Origin of the sequence: Rubripirellula amarantea (assembly GCF_007859865.1) — a bacterium.
Classification (GTDB): Bacteria; Planctomycetota; Planctomycetia; order Pirellulales; family Pirellulaceae; genus Rubripirellula; species Rubripirellula amarantea.
In genome coordinates, this window is sequence record NZ_SJPI01000002.1 from 1,373,979 (window position 1) to 1,395,753 (window position 21,775).

Annotated in this window: 2 protein-coding genes (1 of these 2 running past the window's edge); both read right to left on the bottom strand. The window is 55.8% G+C overall.

What is annotated here, in order from left to right; all coding sequences use genetic code 11:
• Entirely contained in the window at nt 1-13,365 is a 13,365-nt protein-coding gene (locus Pla22_RS25545) for an ELWxxDGT repeat protein (protein ID WP_207310414.1), read from the bottom strand.
• Nucleotides 13,358-21,775, bottom strand: the final stretch of a protein-coding gene (locus tag Pla22_RS18920) for a LamG-like jellyroll fold domain-containing protein (protein WP_146516297.1). 24,795 nt of this gene lie beyond the right edge of the window; 8,418 of the gene's 33,213 nt are visible here — the last part of the coding sequence; the start codon falls outside the window, past its right edge; it ends in the stop codon at nt 13,358-13,360. Before Pla22_RS18920 ends, Pla22_RS25545 begins: the two co-directional genes overlap by 8 nt.

Consider the following 21,775-nt stretch of genomic DNA (forward strand, 5'->3'; position numbering starts at 1 on the left):
CTAGTTCATTTCATGCAACAATGCATTGAGCACCGAATCGACAACTCCGGCATGCAAATCCGATTGCCGATCTAGAAGCTCATCATCTTCTCCATCCCAAACCTCTAACTCATCCAAACCCCGAGGCGAATTTGTGAGATTGGTGTTCTCGGCAAACCATCGATCATCAATCGAAATTCTTTCCGCCTTCGAAGATGAAAGGCTAGATACGTTGTTAGCCAACAACAACGCGTCTTCTTGATCAGACACCGAAGGCATGGCACTTTCCCACCAGAGCAATTCTTCGCTTGAGAACGCCAATTCAGATGGACTTGGATCAACGGTGACACCGACTGTTACCGTGCTCGTTCGTAGGTCGAACACGTACGCGCCGCCCGTGTTGTTGGACGGACGATTGTCCAACCACGATCCGACCACCGCGACATCGCCATCGACCGCGATCGAGATACCGTATTCGTCCGCCGTGGTCACTTCGTCGTTGTTAAGCACGCGTGTTTGTGTCCAGGTGCCACCGACGTTTTCAAACTGGTACGCGTTGCCCGAAGCTAAGCCCCCAATGTCCGAACCAATCGCACCGGCCACGAGACGGTTACCCGATAGGTCCACTGACCATCCCAGTCGATCACCGGCAACGCCGTTGTCCGCTAGGATCTTTGTGACTTGACCCCAGTTGCTCGCTCCGCCTTCGTCCTGATCAAACAGATACACCGAACCGAGTTGGTTCAGACCACCTTCGTCATCGAATCGCGATCCAATTGCTACGGTCGTTCCGTCGATGGACAACGAGTAAGCGAATTGGTCATTAGCCAAACCATCCGCTGCCTCGATGATGGTTTCTTCGCCCCAGTTGCCCGCGCCACCAAGGTCACGAGCGAAGATATACGCAGCGCCGGTGTTGCTAGCGCTACCGTCGTACTGGAAGGCTCCAACGGCGATTAGATCGCCATCTATCGAAACGGTTTGACCAAACCGGTCGCCGGCTCCACCGTCACTAGCGATCAGCTTCTTGGCCTCGCCCCAGTTATTGACGCCTCCTAGGTCGCGTTCAAACACGTAGGCCGCACCGGAAGATAGACCCAGCGGATCGGCGACACTGGCACCGACGACAACCGTGTCGCCAGAGAGCGCGAGCGAACGACCAAACAGATCTCGTTTGATCGTGTCGCTGCCGATGAGCTTGGTCACACGTCCCCAATTGTCGGCTCCGCCTTCGTTGCGATCAAAGATGTACACGGCACCGGCTTGGAATCCGCTCTCACGGTCCCTTTGCGCACTGACCGCAACGGTATCACCGTCGATGGCGACGGAGTAACCGAATTGACCAGCGCTACCGTTGGGGGCCGCGTCACCGGTGAGCTGCGCCACTTGAGTCCAACTCGTATCTCCGGTGCGTTGATAGATGAACGCCGAACCGGCGCTGTTGAGTCCACCGGGATCATCCAGGAACGATCCCACCACGGCAAAGTCACCACTGATGGCGACCGAGTTACCGAAACGGTCACCGCCCGAGGTGGCGGAATTGATCAGTTCAACGTCGTTAAGCGCGATCGTGTAGTCGAACGAGTCGCTGCCGGTGAAGCCCGTGTCGGGCGTGTAGGTCAACGTGCCGTCACCGTTATCAACGACAGTCCCGTCGGTTCCATCGCTGTGGCCGATGATCTGAACTTCGCCGCTCGGTGTGTCGTTGCCCAAGACCGAAACGGTGATAGCGGTGTCTTCAGTCGTGACAACCGAATCGGCAACCGCTAGTGGCACGTTCTCGCCCGCTTCAAAGGCACCGATGTCGATGCGGCCATCGACGACGCGGGCAAAGCCGTCGCCGCGTTGGTCAAACTCGGTGGGGCTGAACACGATCGTCGGATCGCCCATGTTGAAAGCCGGACTGCCAATCAACAATGCGTGCGTCATCGTCGGGCCACCATTGTCGGCTAGCACGTCCAGCATCGGTGCAGTGCTGGTCTGGTTGCCGCTGCCCGTGATCGTGACGGAACCCGAAAACAGGTTGTAGTTGCCTGACAGTGTGCTGCTAGAACTGCCTCCGAAGGTGCCGTCCAAAATCGAACCGTTGAGGGTTACCGGCGAGTTTACATAGGCTGCGGATCCACCAGTCGCAGCGGTATTGCCTGTGACCGTGCTCTGGGTCACCGTGACGGGATTACTGAACTGGAACCATGCTCCCCCACGATCGCTCGCAATATTCCCTGAGAACGTGCTATTGGAAATCGTGCCGCCACCGGAGATGACCGCTCCGACTCCTGAGACACCATTGTTGAGGGCAACGGTTGATCCCGTCAGTGTTAGCCCTGTCCGGCTATTGAATCCAGAACCATAGTTGGCGTTATTGCCCGAAATGGTGGTTCCCGTGATCGTCAGTGAGCCCGCGCTGCTATCGATGCCTCCGCCGTAATAGTTGGATGCATTGGCAATGATACGGCTACCGTTGATCGCTAGGTTCTCAACGCTGCGAATGCCACCACCATCACCACTGATATCAGCCCCGGTGATGGTCAGCCCGCTGATGGAAACATCCAGCAGGGTCGAATCACTATTGTCAATGTTGAAGACCCGATATCCATCCTGAGTGTCGAACGTGTCATCGGTTCCATCGCCTGCGTCAATCGTCAGCAGGTTCGCGCCGGGGCCATTAATCGTGACGCTTTCAGTGATGTCCAGCGTGCTGGCAATGTCGATGGTTTGCGGCGTATCAAACAGCGAACCGAACTCGATCGTTTCGACGGCTTCGGTTTCGTTGGACAAGTTGATGGCTTCGCGAAGCGTCAGGTTGCCCGGCGTATAGATGCCATCATCGGAGTCACCGATCGTATCAACCAACAGCGTGCGATCTTCGGCGATCTCGAACAGCTCATTTCCGACGGTATTATCCGTCGCCGTGACGAACACGGTACCGTTGATGTCGAGAAGCGAACCGACGCTCGGGTTAAACCCACCGCCATCAAAGATATTCTGGACGCCGATCACCGTTGGGTCGATCTTCCAGACCGATGTGTTGCCGATCCCATCGGAGGCGCGGAAATACAAGCGGCCATCGACGTTGGTCATTTGCGATGGGAACGAACTGGATGCTCCCCCACGAATGTCCTCGACCAGCATGGTGCCCGCAGCGGTGCCGTCAGACTTCCAAAGTTCATAGCCGCTGACGCCGTCATTGGCTTCGAAGTAAAGCGTGCCGCCAACATTGATCAACTCATCAGGAAAAGAACTGCTCGATCCCGGGCGAATGTCTAGAACCAGACTCGTGCCCGCAGCAGTTCCATCACTCTTCCACAATTCACGACCATTGATCTCGTCGAGGGCGCCGAAGAACAACGTGCCGTCGACGTTCGTCAAATCAGTGGGGGAGGCACCACCGCTTCCTGCTCGGATATCGCTCACCAAGCTCGTGCCCGCCGCTGTCCCATCGCTGGTCCACAATTCGGTTCCGTTGACGCCGTCAAAAGCGGTAAAGAACAGCGTGCCATCGACATTGGTTAAGTAGCGGGGATAAGAACTCGAGGAACCCGTGCGGATGTCCGCGACCAGGGTCGTTCCCGCCGCGGTTCCATCGGACGTCCAGAGTTCGTATCCATTGGTGTTGTCTAAGGCGCGGAAGAATAGCGTGCCTCCAACGTTCGTCAGGAAGCTTGGGTTAGAACTATAGCTACCCGATCGAATGTCGGAAACTAGAACGGTTCCTGCGGCAGTACCATCGGACTTCCAAAGTTCCGTTCCGTTGGTTCCGTCATTGGCACTGAAAAACAGCGTGCCGCCCACGTTGGTCAGATTCCTGGGAAAGGAGGATGAAGCACCCGAGCGAATGTCCGATACCAGGACCGTACCGGCCGCCGTGCCATCGCTTTTCCAGAGCTCGCTACCGTTGGTGCCGTCATTGGCACGAAAGAAAAGCGTTCCCCCGACGTTGGTCAGGTAAGAAATACTTGAGCTGTCACTGCCGGGTCGAATGTCGGCGACCAGCGTGGTTCCCGCTTCCGTGCCATCGGTCTTCCAAAGCTCGCTACCGTTGGTGCCGTCGTTGGCGACGAAGAACGTGGTTCCGCTGACGTCAACGGCTTGGCTGGCCGAAGCATTCCCAGTTCCGCCACGAATGTTGGCAAACAGACTGGTGCCAGCGGTAGTGCCATCACTGGTCCACAATTCGTCGCCGTACACGCCATCATCGGCGCGGAAAAACAGCGTGCCGCCGAAGTTCACGATGCTAGAAATGTACGACGAGAGTGAACCCGCACGAATGTCGGCCACCAGCGTCGTTCCCGCCGCCGTGCCGTCGCTGATCCACAATTCCGTCCCCGTGGTTCCGTCGTTAGCTTCGAAGATAAGGTTACCGCCAAACTCCGTGAACTCGGACAGATAGCTACTGGAAGCACCGCTGCGAATATCGCTGACGATGGCCGTGCCCGCTGTCGTTCCGTCGGTGCTCCAGAGTTCGGATCCCGTGGTGCCGTCACTCGCGCGGAAGAAGACGGTGCCGCCCACATTGGTGAACTCACCCGGGAAAGAACTAGTGCTACCGGGCCCAATGTCGCTCAGCAGCGTGGTGCCCGCGCTGGTACCGTCGCTGATCCAGATTTCGCGACCGTTGGTTGAATCAGACGCTGAGAAGTACAGCAGACCGTTCGCTTCGGTGAAGTAGGCAGGATAGGAACTCGAGGCTCCAGAGACAATGTCACTGACGATGGTCGTTCCTGCTGCGGTGCCGTCGCTGACCCATAGCTCGTTGCCAGTGCTGCCGTCGTTGGCTTGGAATAACAGATTCCCGCCAACGGCGGTTAGGTAACTCGGGTACGAACTAAAACTTCCGCTGCGAATGTCGCTGACCAGTGTCGTTCCCGCTGCGGTGCCATCGCTGCTCCAAAGCTCGCTTCCGTTGACGCCGTCATTGGCTTGGAAGAACAGCGTGCCGCCAACATCGGTCAATCCACTTGGATAGGAACTAGAGGCCCCCGGTCGAATGTCAGCTATCAACGTGGTGCCGGCGGATGTACCGTCCGATGTCCAAAGCTCGGTGCCGTTAAAACCATCCGTGGCACGAAAGAACAACGTCCCACCGACGTTCAACAAAATGTCGGGAGACGACGAAGACGTCCCCGGTCGAATGTCGCTGACCATTCGGGTACCGGCGGCCGTGCCGTCGCTGGTCCAAAGCTCGTTACCGTGAACGCCATCATTCGCACGAAAGAACAGGGTTCCGTTGACATTGGTCAAGGAACTGGTATATGACGATGAGCTTCCTGGCCTAATGTCGGCCACCATCGTGGTTCCCGCGATCGTTCCATCGCTGACGTACAACTCGGTGCCCTCGTTAAGCGTTGACGCAGTAAAGTAGAACAACGAACCGACTTGCGTGAGGTTCGAAACGCTCGATCCGGAGGTTTCCGGTTGCGCGTTGATGTCCTTGAGCAGATTGAACTGCGCCTCGACGTAGCGAGATTCCACCGCACCAACGTCGATCACGTTGTTGTGGACGCGAATGAAGTTTGCGCCACGCTGGTCAAACTCGCTTGGACTATATGCGATCCCCGGGTCACCCGCGTTGATCGCCGGACTGCCCGCTTCGATCGCGTGAGTGCGAGTCGGGCCGCCAAAGTCGCCAAGGTCGGTGAGCCCGACATCTGCCGAAACTTGATTGCCAGTGCCCGTGATTCCAGACGAGGATGCGAAGACGTTGTAGTCACCGGAGAACGCTGTTGATCCGCTGGTAGATCCGTCGACGATTGAATTGAAAATTGAGATGTTCGATCCACCACCGCCCCGGATCGCATCCCCGTCGGTCCCCGCTGAACCGTTGGCGATCGTCGACTGGTTGATCGCGGCCAGGGTGCTTCCCGCCATGAACAGGTTCCCCCCTCGAACACTTGCATCGTTGCCCGATATCGTACTTAACAAGACATCGATTTCGCCTGCGTTGTAAATCCCGCCACCATTAGCCGCCGAGTTGTCGGCGATTGTGCTACGAACTAGCGTCATGAAAAGCCCATTGGTGGAGATACCACCACCACGCGAGGTTGCCGCGTTGCCCGTGATTTCAACGTTGGACAGATCGAGCGTTTCTCCGTTAAGAATTCCTCCCCCATCACCGACCACATCGCCACCGGTGATCGTCACACCGCTGATTCCCACGCTGATGTCCGCGCTGGTTCCGTCATCAATATTTATCACTCGAAAACCATCACCGGTACCGAACAGCCCGTCAGTTCCGTTGCCAGCATCAAGTGTTAGCAGATTCGCACCCGGCCCCGTAATCGTGACATCGCGAGTGATTGTAGGCAGTGAGCTATCCAGGTTGATCGTTGGGTTGCCATCGAAAACCTCTGAAAACGTGATTTGCTCCGCAAACGTTGTTTCATTGGCATAGGTGATCGCTTCTCGCAGCGTCAAGTTGCCAGGGGTGTAGTTTCCATCGTCAATATCGCCCAGCGAGTCGACCAACAAGTTCGGCTCGGTTTCAATGATCTTGTACAACTCGTCACCCAACGTCGCTTCGCTACCGACGATATAAACCGCCCCCGCAGCGCCGACAAAACTGCCCGGGCCCAGATCAAGATTTAATCCATCGGCCAGGTGCTGCAGTTCGCCCACTAACGGCGACCACTTCCAAAGTCCGGTGCCCGTGACGCCATCATCGGCCAATAGGTACAAGCTGCCCTCATGCTCGGCCAACTGATCTGGCTGTGAGCCGATTGCTCCGACGTGAATGTCATCAACCAGCACCGTGCCCGCTGGCGTACCGTCACTAGACCACAACTCACGTCCGTTGGCGTCATCCATGGCGGTGAAGAACAACGTCCCCCCGACGTTGGTTAAGCTAGTTGGCGAACCATCATCGAGTCCCGGTTTGATCTCAGTTAGAAGTGACGTTCCGACCGCCGTGCCGTCGCTGGTCCAAAGTTCGTATCCGGTGGCCCCATCATGAGCCACAAAGAACAAAGTACCATCCACATTCGTTAGCTCCTTCACGTAAGAGCTTCCTGAGCCCGCAACGATGTCGGTCGCCAACATGGTTCCCGCGGCGGTCCCATCGCTGGACCACAACTCCACACCCGAACTGCCGCTGTTAGCGCTGAAGAAGATCGTTCCGTCGACGTTGACCAAGTCGGCTGGGAACGAGTTGCCCGATCCTGGTCGAATATCGACAACCAGTGTCGTGCCCGCCGCGGTACCGTCGCTCGTCCATAGTTCACGTCCATTGCTTCCATCGGTGGCGCTAAAGTACAGCGTTCCGCCGACATTAAGCATTTCTTGCGGTGATGAACTGGCGCTACCCGGTCGTATGTTCGACACCATCGTGGTTCCCGCGGCGGTTCCGTCACTCTTCCAAAGCTCATTGCCATTGACGCCGTCGTTGGCGCTAAAGAACAAGGTACCATCGACATTGACAAAGTTTGATGGGTTCGAGCTACCGCTACCCGATCGAATGTTGGCCACTAGCGACGTACCAACGGTGGTTCCATCACTCTTCCAAAGTTCGTTACCGTTAACACCATCGTTGGCGGTAAAGAAGAATGTGCCGTCCACGTTGGTCAGGTTGTCGATGCTTGATCCGTTCACTCCGGCGCGAATGTCGGCAACCAGGCTGATCGCAACTGGTTCGTAGCGAGATTCAAAAGCACCGATGTCGATTCGGCCGAAGCGAACTCGGTCAAAGCCTTCGCCCCGTTGGTCGAATTCGGTTGAACTGGCTGTGATACTTGGGTCACCCGCGTTGATCGCCGGGCTTTCGGGAAGCGGTGCGTGGGTTGGTGTCGGGCCACCGTTATCGGCGAGCGGCCCGAGGAGTGGATCAGTGCTAAACAGGTTGTCCGATCCGGTGATGCCGGGGTCCCCATCGCTGAACATGTTGTGGCTGCCGTTGAACACGCCAGATCCTTCCGCACTACCATCAACAATCGAATTAGAAATCGTTAGTACTGGCGAACCAAAGGCGTTCTGAATCGCGTCTCCGAAGCTTGCAGCTGTATTGTCTGAGAACGTGGTTTGGGAAATCGTGGAGGTTGTGTTGGCGTTGTAAATTCCTCCGCCGCGACTAGTGGCGGAGTTGCCTGAAATGGTGCTTCGCTGGATATCCGCCGGGCCGTATGTCAGGATGCCACCACCAAACGACGCTGCATTATTGGAAAGCAAGCTGTCCACGACCTGCAATTCACCTAGCGGTGATGTTCGAATCGCGCCGCCAAAGTTTGAGGTCGCGTTGCCAGTAATGACGGACCGAAGAACGGTGAGGTCCTCATCATTGGTAATCGCACCCCCGCCGCTACCAGTAGCGTCTGCCCCTCGGAGCGTCAGGTCACTGATGACAACGGAGATGTCTGACGCATTACCATCAACGATTTCAAAGATGCGGTAACCATCCTGGGTGTTAAACGTGTTATCGGTTCCGTCACCGGCGTCGATGGTCAGCAGGTCAGCGCCTGGGCCAGTGATCGTGACGCTTTGCGTGATCGTGGGCAGTTGGCTGGCGATGTCGATCGTTTGCGCGGTGTCGAACAGTGAGCTAAATTCGATGGACTCAACGACCTCAGTCTCATTGGACAGAATGATCGCTTCACGAAGCGTTAGATTGCCCAGTGTGTAAAGCCCGTCATCGGTATCACCCAGCGCATCCACTAACAGTGTGCGATCCTCGACGACTTCGAACAGCTCTTGGCCCACGGCTCCCGTTGATCCATTGAAGAACACCCGTCCGTTGATTTGGGTCAGGGTGTTGATTGACGGCCGGGTGCCGGTCGAATCCGCGACCTGGGTGACTCCGATGATGGTTGGGTCGATCTTCCAAACCCCGGCGCCACCGATGCCATCATTGGCCTCGAAATACAAACGCCCGTCCACGTTCATCAGCGTGTTGGGGTACGAGCTATAGGAACCACCGCGAATGTCTTCGACCAGGACCGTTCCCACTGCCGTGCCATCGCTGGACCATAACTCGGTGCCGCTGAGTCCATCGGAAGCCGCGAAGTATAAGGTTCCGCCGACCTCGGTGAGGTTGTACGGGTTAGAACCGCTCGTTCCTTCACGAATATCGGCGACGAGAGTTGTCCCCGCCGTCGTGCCGTCGCTGGACCAAAGCTCATAGCCATTGACACCGTCGCTGGCGCGGAAGAACAGAGTGCCGTCCACGTTAGTTAGCTGTGTCGGATATGACGAACTGCTGCCCGGCCGAATATCGCTCACCATTGTTGTGCCTGCCGCCGTGCCATCGGTGCTCCACAGTTCCGTGCCGCTTGTACCGTCAAAGGCTCGGAAGAATACCGAACCGCCCACTTCGGTGAAGTCTCTGGGATAGGAACTGCTACTTCCCGATCGGATGTCGCTGACCAAAGTCGTTCCCGCGGCGGTGCCGTCACTGGTCCAAAGCTCGCGTCCGTTGGTCCCATCGGAAGCGCTGAAATACAGCGTGCCACCGATATTGGTCAGGTACCTTGGACTCGAGCTCGAGCTGCCGCTAAGAATGTCCAGCACCAGATTCGTGCCAGCCGCCGTGCCGTCACTGCTCCATAATTCAAGGCCGTTGGTTCCATCGTTGGCCTCGAAGAAGAGCGTTCCACCCACGTTCACCAAATCGTCGGGGTATGAGCCTGAACTGCCAGACCTAATATCCGAGACCATGGTTGTGCCCGCGGCAGTGCCGTCGGACTTCCACAGCTCGCTGCCATTGGTTCCATCGTTGGCTCGGAAGAAGAGCACGCCGCTCACATTGGTCATGTCCGTGATACTGGAACTATCAATTCCTGGTCGAATGTCCAGAACTAGACTGGTTCCTGCGGCAGTCCCGTCGGTCTTCCAAAGCTCACTGCCGCTTGCGCCGTCATTGGCGACAAAGAACGTGGTCTCGCCTACTTCGGTAAACTGACTCGGGTAAGAATTCCCCGTACCCGTGCGAATGTTGACCAGCATGTTGGTTCCAGCCGCCGTTCCATCGCTGGTCCAAAGTTCATCGCCGTACACTCCATCATCGGCTCGGAAGAACAGCGTTCCGCCAAAGTTGGTCAGACGAGTTAGGGATGACGATGATGATCCGCTGCGAATGTCATCGACCAGAGTGGTACCGGCCGTGGTTCCATCGGTGCTCCACAGTTCGCTGCCATTGATGCCATCGTTGGCTCGAAAGAACAGCGTTCCGCCGACTTCGGTCAGGTAGCTCGGGGACGAGTTGCTAGCGCCACTGCGGATGTCGGCGACCTGGACGGTTCCCGCTGCCGTGCCGTCAGTGCTCCAAAGCTCGGTACCGGTGGTACCGTCCGAGGCCGTGAAGAAAAGCGAGCCACCAAAGCTGGTGAAGTTATAGGCGTATGAGCCGCTGCTGCCGGTGCGAATATCAGCCACCAATGTGGTGCCCGCCGTGGTCCCGTCACTGGTCCACAATTCGCGACCGTTGGTACCATCGAAAGCACTAAAGAACAAAGCTCCGCCAAAATTCGTGAGCTGCACCGGCGATGAACTGGAGCTGCCCGCGAAGATATCGGATACCAGCGTGGTTCCCGCTGCGGTCCCGTCACTGCTCCACAGTTCGAATCCGCTGGTTCCATCACTGGCGCGGAAGAAAAGCGTGCCACCGACATTGGTCAGGTAACTCGGATAGCTTGAGTAACTGCCGGGACGGATGTCGGAAACCAAGGTCGTGCCCGCTGCGGTTCCGTCCGTGGTCCAAAGCTCGGTGCCGCTGATCCCATCGCTTGCCGTGAAAAAGAGTGAGCCGGAAACTTCGGTGACGTTGTAGGAGTAACTACCGCTTGAACCGGCACGAATGTCACTGACTAAGGTCGTGCCCGCCTCGGTTCCATCGGACTTCCATAGTTCTCGACCATGGGTGTCATCAATGGCCGTGAAGAACAGCGTTCCACCAAAATTAGTAAGTTGACCTGGACTAGACGAATTGCTTCCCGTCCGAATGTCGGTGACCAGACTGGTGCCCGCCTCGGTTCCGTCTGATTTCCAAAGCTCGCTACCATTGGCTTCATCACTGGCTCGGAAAAATAGCGTTCCTCCCACATTGGTCAGGAAAGCGGGAGAGGAGCTGGAGGTACCCGGCCAAATATCGGATACCAACGTCGTTCCGGCCGCGGTACCGTCGGTGCTCCAAAGCTCGCTGCCCGTGTCGGGCGTGAAAGCAGTGAAAAACAGCAGGCTACCGACCTCCGTCACATTACTGATGCTTGAACCCGAGATTTCAGGCAGCGAGTTGATGTCCAACAACAATTCGAACGCACCATCGACATAGCGTGATTCCACCGCACCGACGTCCACGACGTCGTTGTGAACCCGTTTGAAACTCTCACCGCGTTGGTCGAACTCAATTGGGCTGTACACGATCGCTGGGTTACCCGCGTTGATTACCGGGCTGCCTGCCTCAATCGCGTGAGTGCGGGTCGGGCCGCCAAAGTTCCCCAGGTCTGTCAGGCCGAGATCGGTGACGACTTGGTTGTTCGTGCCACTGATGGTGCTGGTTATGGTGAACAGGTTGTAGTCACCGATAAACGTACCGCCCCCGCTGACATCGCCCTGGACGATTGAGTTATCGATGGTCGTTGATGCCGTATTGCCGCGATGGATCGCGTCACCCTCGGTTCCCGCCGATCCGCCAACGATGGTCGAAAGGTCGATGTCAAGCGCGGAGCCATTGGAAGTGAACAGGTTGCCGCCGCGATCGGTAGCCTCGTTCCCCGAAAAGGTACTTTGAACGATGTCGACGACGTCACCGTTGTAGAAACCGCCACCATTTGCCGCAGCGTTGTCAGCGATCGTACTTTCGCTCAATGTGAGAGTACCGGTGCTGTAGATAGCTCCCCCGCGAGATTGCGTGGCGCTGCCTGTGATCTCAATTTGTTGGAGCGTTAGATCTTCGACACTTCGAATCGCGCCCCCATCGCCACTAGTCACGTCACCACCGGTCAGCGTCACACCGCTGATGCTGACGTTCAAGTCGGTGCCCGTCGAATCGTCGACGTCAAAGATGCGAAAGCCATCTTGGGTGTTGAAGATTCCGTCGGTGCCGTTACCCGCATCGATCGTTAATCGGTTGGCACCCGGGCCGGTGATCGTGACATCTTCGGTGATCGTGGGCAGCTGGCTGGCCAGCGAGATCGTCTCGGCAAATTGGAATAGCGGGCCAATCGTGATTGCGTTGTCACCGGCGATCGTGTTGCTCAGGTTGATCGCTTCACGAAGGCTCAGGTTCCCCAGCGAGTAGTCGCCATCATCAGTGTCCGAGGTCGAATCGACGACCAACTGGAACTCGTAGGCACCAATGTCGATTCTGGTTCCTTCCACGCGCCGATACGGTTTACCGCGTTGGTCGAACTCGCTGGCGCTAAATGTAATTGCTGGGTCGCCAGAATTTAAAGCCGCACTGGTCGACAAAATGGCGTGAGTCTTTGTCGGTCCACCGTTGTCCGCCAACAGCAAAAGCCCAGGTGGCGTGCTAGTTTGGTTGCCGGTGCCTGAAATGACGACCGACGATGAAAAGATGTTGTAGTCACCACTAAGCGATCCACCGCTGGCCGATGCGGAACCATCGAAGATCGAATTCGACACGGTTGTCGTCGCGCTGACACTAGCGAATGTCGATCCACCCAGCGCCGTGTTGGCGGCCAGTGTGCTTTGCTCGATGATCGCTGCGCTGCCATTCGCATTAAAGATCCCGCCACCACCGTTGGCAAAGTTGCCCGATACCGTGCTGCGTTGGACGGTGGTTGTCCCCTGATTGAATATCGCGCCACCATTTTCACCAATGGTGACACCATCATCCACCGCGTTACCTGACAACGTACTGGCGACGATCGACAAGACACCCAAGGTTGTGTTGGCGATGCCACCACCGCTGGTCTGAGATGCGTTCGTATCGACCACACTTTCAGTCAGTGTCAGCGTCTCGTTGTTCAGGATCGCGCCACCGCTGGCGACTGCGTCACCACCGGTGAACGTGATCCCGCTGATCGATACATTGATCGACGTTCCCGTGCTATCGTTGACTTCCAAAATCCGATATCCATCGGCTGTGTTGAACGTGTTGTCCGTTCCATCACCCGCGTCGATGGTCAGGTTGTTGGCCCCGGTTCCCGTGATCGTCAGTGCATCGGTGATTGTGGGTAGCTGGCTGGTGATGTTGATTGTTTGCGGAGAATCAAACAGCGGTCCAAATACAATCTCGTCCGCCCCTGCCATCGAGTTGGCCAAAGTGATCGCTTCCCGCAACGAAACGTTGCCAGCCGTCGTGTTGCCGTCGACAACATCGTTGTTCAGGTCCACCTGCACCGATGCGAGCAACCGTCGTGACTCAAGCGATTCGACGATCATCTTGCGTTTGCGAAAAGCTTGACGAAGGCGTTGGCGGAGACTTCGTTGCGTTTTACTCATCTGGATTCCAATCTTCGAAAATTTGGTCGACGGCTAGGTCGGACGTAACACGGCTTAGTGGTAGAGCATCGAAGTCACTATCTGACTCGGTGCGAGGATCGTTCGCTAAAAGCGCAGCGATGGCTTTATCGGTAGGGCTGGCGTCACTCTCGTTCATCCAGAACGAAATGTTCTCTTGGTCGACCGGTGCGACAGAGGTCGGAAGCGCAGCGACATCGATGGGGACGTTGACAAGATGACTTTCCATCTTCAAGTCGATCGCTGGTAATTCCGCAGATACGCGAAGTATTCGATTTACGGTTTCTTCAGCATCCTGCTGCGAGAGTACTTCGCTGACGGCTGCGTCTTCGTTTCTTGCAAGCGGCAGTTCTGATGCCCCGCTTCCGACGATGATGTCCACCGTCGTGGTCGATGTGCGTAGATCAAACAAGTAGGCGCCACCGGTGTTGTTGTTGGGTCGGTTGTCGAGCCAAGAGCCGATCACCGCTGAATCACCGCCCAGAGCAACGCTGATTCCATACTCATCACGCGTGGTGACTTGCTCATTGATCAGAATGCGAGTTTCACTCCACACGCCATTCGATTGTTCGAACAGGTACGCGCGTCCTGAACTGTCACCACCTTGGTCCGCCTGAGTGGCTCCCACGGCAAGTCGCGTTCCTTCGAGCGAGACCGACCAACCAAATCGGTCGCCTTGCAAACCGTCGCTGGCGAGAAGTTTTTGCAATTGCCCCCAGTTATCGGTGCCGCCGAGGTTCTGTTCGAACAGATACACCGAACCAAGTTGGTTCTTACCATTCTCGTCGTCTTGCCTTGCTCCCACGGCAAGAGTCCCACCGCTTATGGATACCGAGTATCCAAACTGATCTGCGACAACTGAATCAGCAGGCTCGATCGCACTCAGTTCGCCCCAATTGCCAATGCCACCTGCATTGCGGCCAAACACGTAGACCGCACCGGTGTCCGTGCCAATTCCATCGTGACGAAACGCTCCCACAGCAATCAGATCACCATCGATTGAAACGGATTGCCCAAAGCGGTCTCCCGCGGCCTGGGTGCTGCCAGTAATCTTTTTCACTTGGCCCCAATTATCGATTCCGCCCTGGTTTCGCTCAAACACATAGGCGGCACCGGATGACGTGCCGACAGGGTCTGCAACGCTAGCACCAACAACGATCGTATCGCCCGATAGTGCTACCGAGCGACCGAACAGGTCACGATTAAAAGTGTCATTTCCAGACAACTTCTTAACCAAGCCCCAATTATCGGCACCGCCATGATTGCGCTGGAATACGTAGATCGCACCTGATCGGAATCCATTACTTGGATCCGTTTCTGCGCCAATTACGATTGTGTCCCCGTCAATAGCCACACTACTACCGAAGTGACCACGAAGCCCTGACGCATCCAACGACCCGGTCAAGTGAGCGACCTCAGTCCACGTCGATTCTCCTGTTTTCTGATAGACGTAAGCTGAACCCGCATCGCTAATTCCGTCCGGGTCATCTAAGAACGATCCTACGACGGCAAACTCACCATCCACCGCGGTCGCGTATCCGAAACGGTCGCCAGCACTCGCGCCAGTGTTGGTCAATTCAACGTCTTGAATCGCAACGGTGTACTCAAACGAATCTGAACCGGTGAATCCAGCATTGGGTGTGTAGGTGATCGTCCCGTCGCCGTTATCCGTCACGGTTCCGTTGGCAGCACTGCCTACACTTAGCACTTCGATCTCGCCGGTCGGCAAGTCATTATCTAAGACCGGAATCATCACGGATGTATTGACCGGTGTAATGACACTGTCAGGATTAGCGAGCGGCAAATCACTTTCGCCCACAACAACCACCGAGGCGGTCGCAGTCGATTCGATTCCATCACGGTCACGTATCGTGTACTCGAATGAATCCGTTGCCGTTTCGCTGGAATCCAAGTTGTCGAACTGACCATTGGGATCGTATTCGTAACTTCCGTCCGAATGTACTGTCACCAAAGCACCAGAGGGCAAGACGACTTGCTTGCCGACGACGGTCGCGTCACCGTTGACCGCGATGACGAAGGTTTGGTCGTCGAGGTCTTTCTCCACATCATTGGCTAACAGGCCCATCGCACGGTAGTGCGCCGAAACACGATCCAGATTAAGCGCTCTGTTGTACAACGCGACTTCGTCGATCACGCCTGTGAAGTAAGCACCTTCGACACCTGATACCGATCCATCATGGAACCGAGTGTTGGTTCGGTAAGCAGCGATCCCAATATCGCCACCATTGGGACTCAATCCGCCTCCCCCACCAAAGTTGGTAACGGCCGAAGCAACCAATACACCATTGACGTAAAGCGACATTTCAGGGCTGTCGAAAACAGCCACGACATGATACTTGATATTGCTATCCACATCGGTATTGATAAACACCGGCGATCCGTCGTAGACACCGAAGTAAAGCTTCCCACCATCGATGTACAAGCTAGATCCGATGTTCGTTCCACCTTGTTCGTAAAGAACTTGTCGCGATCTAACGTCATCAGCACGGAAGATCACTTCAAACGACTTCTCAAGTGCATCACCGGTGTAGGTGTTGATCAGATCGCTATCCTCGACGGCAACAAAACCGTTGTTGCTGAAGTAGCGCGAACGATCCTGGCTTGCGCCGACCAAACTAGCCATCGTCTTTGAACTGCCGACGTACACTCCATCAGGCGAGATTGGTGACAGTTCGTTAGCAGCAACTGTCCCTTGTTGTTCGCCGAAACGCCAGTAAGCAACGGGTTGGTCCGCGAGCACTTGATCGTCATATCCACCCTGACGAACGACCAGAGGAGCCGAAGCCGAAGCCGTCGCGATGTCGTCGCCCGCTTCGGGAGCGTCATTCACACCGTGAATTTGGACCGTCAATGTCGAGGTTACATTGGACAGTTCATCAGTGATGATGTAGTCGAATGTTTCCGACAGAGTTTCGCCCGCGGAAAGCTGCTCTATCGCTGGGTGATTCAGGTCCAGCGTGTAAACGTAGTCACCGGTCAATCGATCCCAATCTAGCGAACCGTAGACCCCGATGATGTCGACGGAATCACTCGTCTCGCCATTGAGTTTACGAATCCGTTTGGTAGCACCCTCATCAACATCCGTGACACTTTCCAAGATGTTGCCACTGACGGTTGGCTGATCGGCCACGATTTCAGCACGTTCGAGCAGAGCGACGGGAACGTCATTGACCCCCGTGACCGCAATCGACACCGTTCCCTCGTCCATCAGTCCAGCTTCGTCAGCAATAACATAGGTGAACGTGTCCACCACGGTGTCACCATCGGCAAGGGCATTCAGATCGGCGGAGCCGGATGGGTCGTATCGGAGCAATCCGTTTGCGTCGACCGAAACGATGGCACCCCTGGTCGTGACGCCGGTGAAACTGGCTAACGTAAGCCGGTCAAGAATGCCTTGATCAGTATCGTTAAGTGCCAAGATCGAGCGTGATCCATTGCTTAGGTGACGAATCTCGAGCGGATCGAGTTTTCGATTCCAAATGGAAACGTCATCCAAGCTACCGACAAGAGATTGTCCTGCTTGGAATCCGCCACCGAGGCTATCTTGATCTTGACCCAAGAAGGTACCGCCGTTGCTGATCAATAGCGACGCTTGGTTGCTCAAAGCGCGGAATCCTTGCGAGACCCCATCGACAAATAATTCGGCTTGGCTGCCTACCAGATCACGAACCACAGCAACGTGATGGAACTCGTCGTCCGCAATATCATCAATGGTCCAAATGGCACTAGAGCCATTGGCAAACAAACGCACGGCGGTGCTGCTGGCCAACGCCACTGAGAATTCTTCAAACTCGGTGGTGTTAGCGGCGCTAATTAGCGTTTGATAGCCCGTCTTGGTCGTTCTAACTCGGAACGTCGCTGTAATATCGTCCGCACCATTGAGGACGCTTCGCGGAAGTTCGACGTAGTCATCGTTGAACACCAACGCGGTGTTGCCACTTAGATCGGTATCCCAGGCTGGCCCAATGCCAGCGTCAACCGTAATACTAAGTTGGTCGGGTCCACTATCGAGTGTCGTATTGCCGCTGCCTTCATCGAAAGTCAGCCGGAAACCTAGATCACGCGAAATTACCAACGTTGAATCTTCATCGGTAGCAAGAGCGACGTCATCAACCGCCACGGGTGCAACATCGACGATGATTGCATCAACCAACACGATCGTTTCGCCTCCGTCTTGATCCGTGACGGTAACGGTTACTTGATAGGTTCCATCTTGAGGATACGTGTGAGTGCCCGACAGCATTCCACTGGCGACATTGCCAGTTTCGGTCACGGTGCCATCACCCCAATCGATACTGTAGTCGTGTGTGTCATTAATTCCGGCGTCGACCACAGTTGCCGTCAGCGTCACTGCCGCATTCTCTTCGCCTCCAACGCTATCGACAGCGACGGTAGGTGCCGCATTGTCAACGACAATTGTCTGGCTCGCAGACCGGACCAAATCTTCACCCATAAACGTGTCGGTCACTGTGATAGACAACGTAAACGAGCCATCCGCTGTCGCTGTAAAGCCGAACGCCTCAGGGTTTTCTACAACGTCGGTCGTAAAGGTTTCTGAACCGCTAGGCGTCACCGTCCAAACAACCACTCGTGATCCCAACTCAGTAACGGGCGGAAGTCCTGCCAAAGAGAAACGCATCGCGTCGCCTTCGGCGGCAACCGTCGGAGCCACGATTGCGATGACGTCGGGTGGGCTAACACTGATGGATAGCGACTGTGACGACGACAGGGTTGTTGTGTCACCGGTGTACTGTAGATCCGTTAGCTCCATGGAAAACACAGTTGACGAATCATCACCGCTTGGCTGAACAAACCCAAAGGAATCGAACACACGTCCGCTGCTGGCTAGTCCAGTCACGGTCTCGGTGTTTCCGTCGATAGTGACTGCTAGCGTTCCACCGCCGACATTGGCGTCATAGTCAATTGACCAAGCGTAGGAACCCGCATCGAGTGTAAAGGCTGGTGTACCAGTGGAATTGCCCGCACGAAGCCGGTTGCCACTAAGGTTTCGCCAACCAACGCCAAAGGTGTCCGCGTTAGCCGTGAAGTCGTCTTTATCAAAGAAGCCAAACCGCAAGTTGGTCAACGCGTTATCGGGATTGTCAAAAGTAACCGTACCCGATGCCGAGAAGCTGTCGGTGGCAACATCCAGAAAAGTGTCCAAGCCCGTGTCCGCCAAGTATGCACCAGGCGACCTGGCTTGGAATTGTCCGCCCACTCTGACCGGATCAATGGCGGCATAGTCGTTTGCGTCTTCGTCGTTGTTAAGCCCGCTCCAGGCGAACAAATCGGATGTGAACACATCGGTGATTGTGAGATCAACATCGTAGACACCAGGAACCACCGGAACGAAGTCTAGCGTTTCATCAGTGCCGGTGACCAACGTTCCTGCGTTGGAACCAACGGTCCATGCATAAGACCGCTCGACGGAATCCGATGTCCCTCGTAGCAAACCATCTGGCCCAGTCGGACTCGATTCATCGGCAGTCACTGTTACGACGTTGCCAGCCAGGAACTCTTGTTCCCACACATCAATGTCAGATGACTGCCACAGCGGTGCGTTCGCACCAAGCGTGACATCACGGGCATTCATGCTGGCATCGGCGGCCAAAGTTCCCTCGGCTTCATCCAATCGCAACCACAACTCAAGTTGCGAATCCTCAAGGTCAATCGCACCTCCCGCTGATGCATTAATGTCCGTTGAGGGAAGCGCCCGCGTCCAAATGGCCAGGTCGGCCAAAGAACCCTGCAGGGAACGTCCGGCTACAAAGCCACCGCCAGCGGAAACTAGTTCTTGCCCAACGACAAAACCGCCGACCGGAATCGACAGATTCCCGACTCCAGCAAAAGCCTTCTTACCATAGGAAACTCCGTCGACGAAAAGTTCAACCATGTCGTCGGTGGTAGTTCGAACGACTCCGACGTGGTGAAAGTCGCCATCGCCTAAATCAGGTACCGACCAAGTGCGACCTAACGATCCGCCGAGCACGACGCGGACCGCGTTGCTAGACGGCAAACGGACCAAGAGTTCGTTAGCCCCAGACGCCGAAGCAGCACTCAAGATAGCTTGATTGGCCGTACCATCGGAAGTAATCCAGAACGTCGCTGTAAAGTCCGCGGCGCCGTCTAATGTTACTGAATCAAGCGTCAATTGATCATCATCAAACATCAGTGCGGCCGGCTGAAGCTGACCTTCACTTGGAGTGATCACGACGGACGGTGAAACGTTGATGCGTTCGGTGAACTTAGTCGTAACCAACGAGTCGTCTCGCACCGACAAAGTAATCTCGTAGCTGCCACTGTACTGCGGGATAAACTCAAACTCGGTGTCACTTGACGCCAAGATCCGCTGCCCGTTGTTCGCGACCACTTCCCAGTGATAAATCAAACGATCATCGATGCCGGCATCGGATGCACCTGACGCGTCAAACGAAATCGCGGAACCGACAACGTAAGGGCCGGGCTGCGTATTGAGACCGCTAATCGACGGAGCGGCGTTGCCAACGGTAAAGGTCGTCGAAACCGCGTCTTGCCCACCGTCTTGGTCCGAAATCGTTGCCGAAAGTGTGTACACCCCGTCGTCAATCGGAACATACATCGGCGTGAACACGTCCGGTGAATCATCGGACCACAGGCTTGGGGCGCCCAAGAATCGAACTTCACTTAGCCCGACGAACGACGCGTTTCCACTAACGTCATAATTGCTGTCCACCTCGATACGAACGAATCGAACGCCGTCGGCCAGTCCGTTCAAGCTGAACGATTGCGAAGGTTCGGCGTCCGAACCACCGGCCCGTTCCAGTATCGCATCCGCAACGATCAACTCGAGCTCTGCTTCGGTTTCACCAACGTAGACGTCGAACTGCTGGACGCCGTATCGGGTATTGTCAACTCCGACAAGACTTTCATTGAACTGCCAAATCAGAAGTTCGTCCAAATCGAACGTCGATCCCAGATCGTATTGAATGTAGGCATCCTCAACGTCACCGCTAACACCAACATAGGGTGACGTCGCCCACATTCCGTCGAGGAAGACTTGGTCATGCGTGCTGCTGCCGATGGGAGACTGAAGGTTCAGACCACTGCCATCCACCGTTCGGGATGCCGCGTTGGCAAAGTTAAGGATGCTGCTAGCGGTAGCAAATGCCGGACTAGGAGTGACGACCCCCAAGATCTTCGCGTCATAACCACCAGCGGCCAAGTCATTCGCGACGGGGCCACTTCCTTCATTGAAGGACCAGTACCCAACCAAGTTCGGCGAATTGTTCGGCACGCTGCCATCATCCAGGTCCGCGATTTCAGCGGCTCGCAATGCGCGGTTCCAAACTCGGAATTCGTCGATGCCGCCAAAGAACGAAGATTGACCAGAGAAGTCAGCACCGATGACAAGTTGTCCGCCATCGTCGCGGTATCCGATATCGGAGGTTTCAAATTTGGGTTCCAGGTCGCCGTTGATATACAAGCGAGTGCCGCTGGTCGGGTCCATCACTACGGCGACGTGTTGCCATTGGTCAAAGACGACGGGCTCGGACGTTACCAATTCACTTAGGCCCGTGTCGACGATCCAATTGACTCCGTCGTGTCGCAATGACCACCCGCCACCCCCAGTATTCGCGCTATCAAACACGTAACCCGATGATGCGGTCGGCTTGACCCACGCTTCAAAAGTAGCACCGCTCGACGTGTCACTTTGATCGAGCGCCCAGCCCGTATCGACGAATCCAGTCCCATTGATGGAAATTGATCCGCGTGACAGATCGGTTGATCGGCCCGAGGGATCTGTGATGCTGAACCGACGCGCCAATTCTTTGGCGTCACTTCCACTGGCTTCGTCAATGATGAAGCGATCCACTTCGACTTGACTGTTACCGTCGCCAACAAGAATCGGTACTTCGACGCGTACATTGCTAAGCGGAGTCCAAAGGCCGTTCTGGGCAGGGTCACTCGGGTCGATGAACGTCATCGATCCGTAATTCGAATTCGTAAGCGCACCTTGCGAGAACTTGGCCTGCATCAACTCGCCACCGCCAAATTCGTAGTAAACAATCGCGATTTCGTAATCGCCTGCTGCAAGGTTGATAGAGTCGACACGGTTTTGAAGGCCATGAACCCCTAGGTTATCGACGATCAATTCGCTGCCTTGGAACGTGCCGTCTTGATTGGCGTCGATCCAAATGGCACTGCCATCATCGCTGCGCGTCCCAAAAGAAACATCACCCGCCTCAAGCAGACTCCCGCTACCAACTTCGCCAACCGTGACCGTTCCCACCCATGCACCCGCAAAGAAGTCTGGACCAAGGGTTAGTCCTGAACGCGAGTCAGCATCGGAGGCGTTATAGTTCAGTTCGGTGTCAAGGAGTCTTGAGCTATC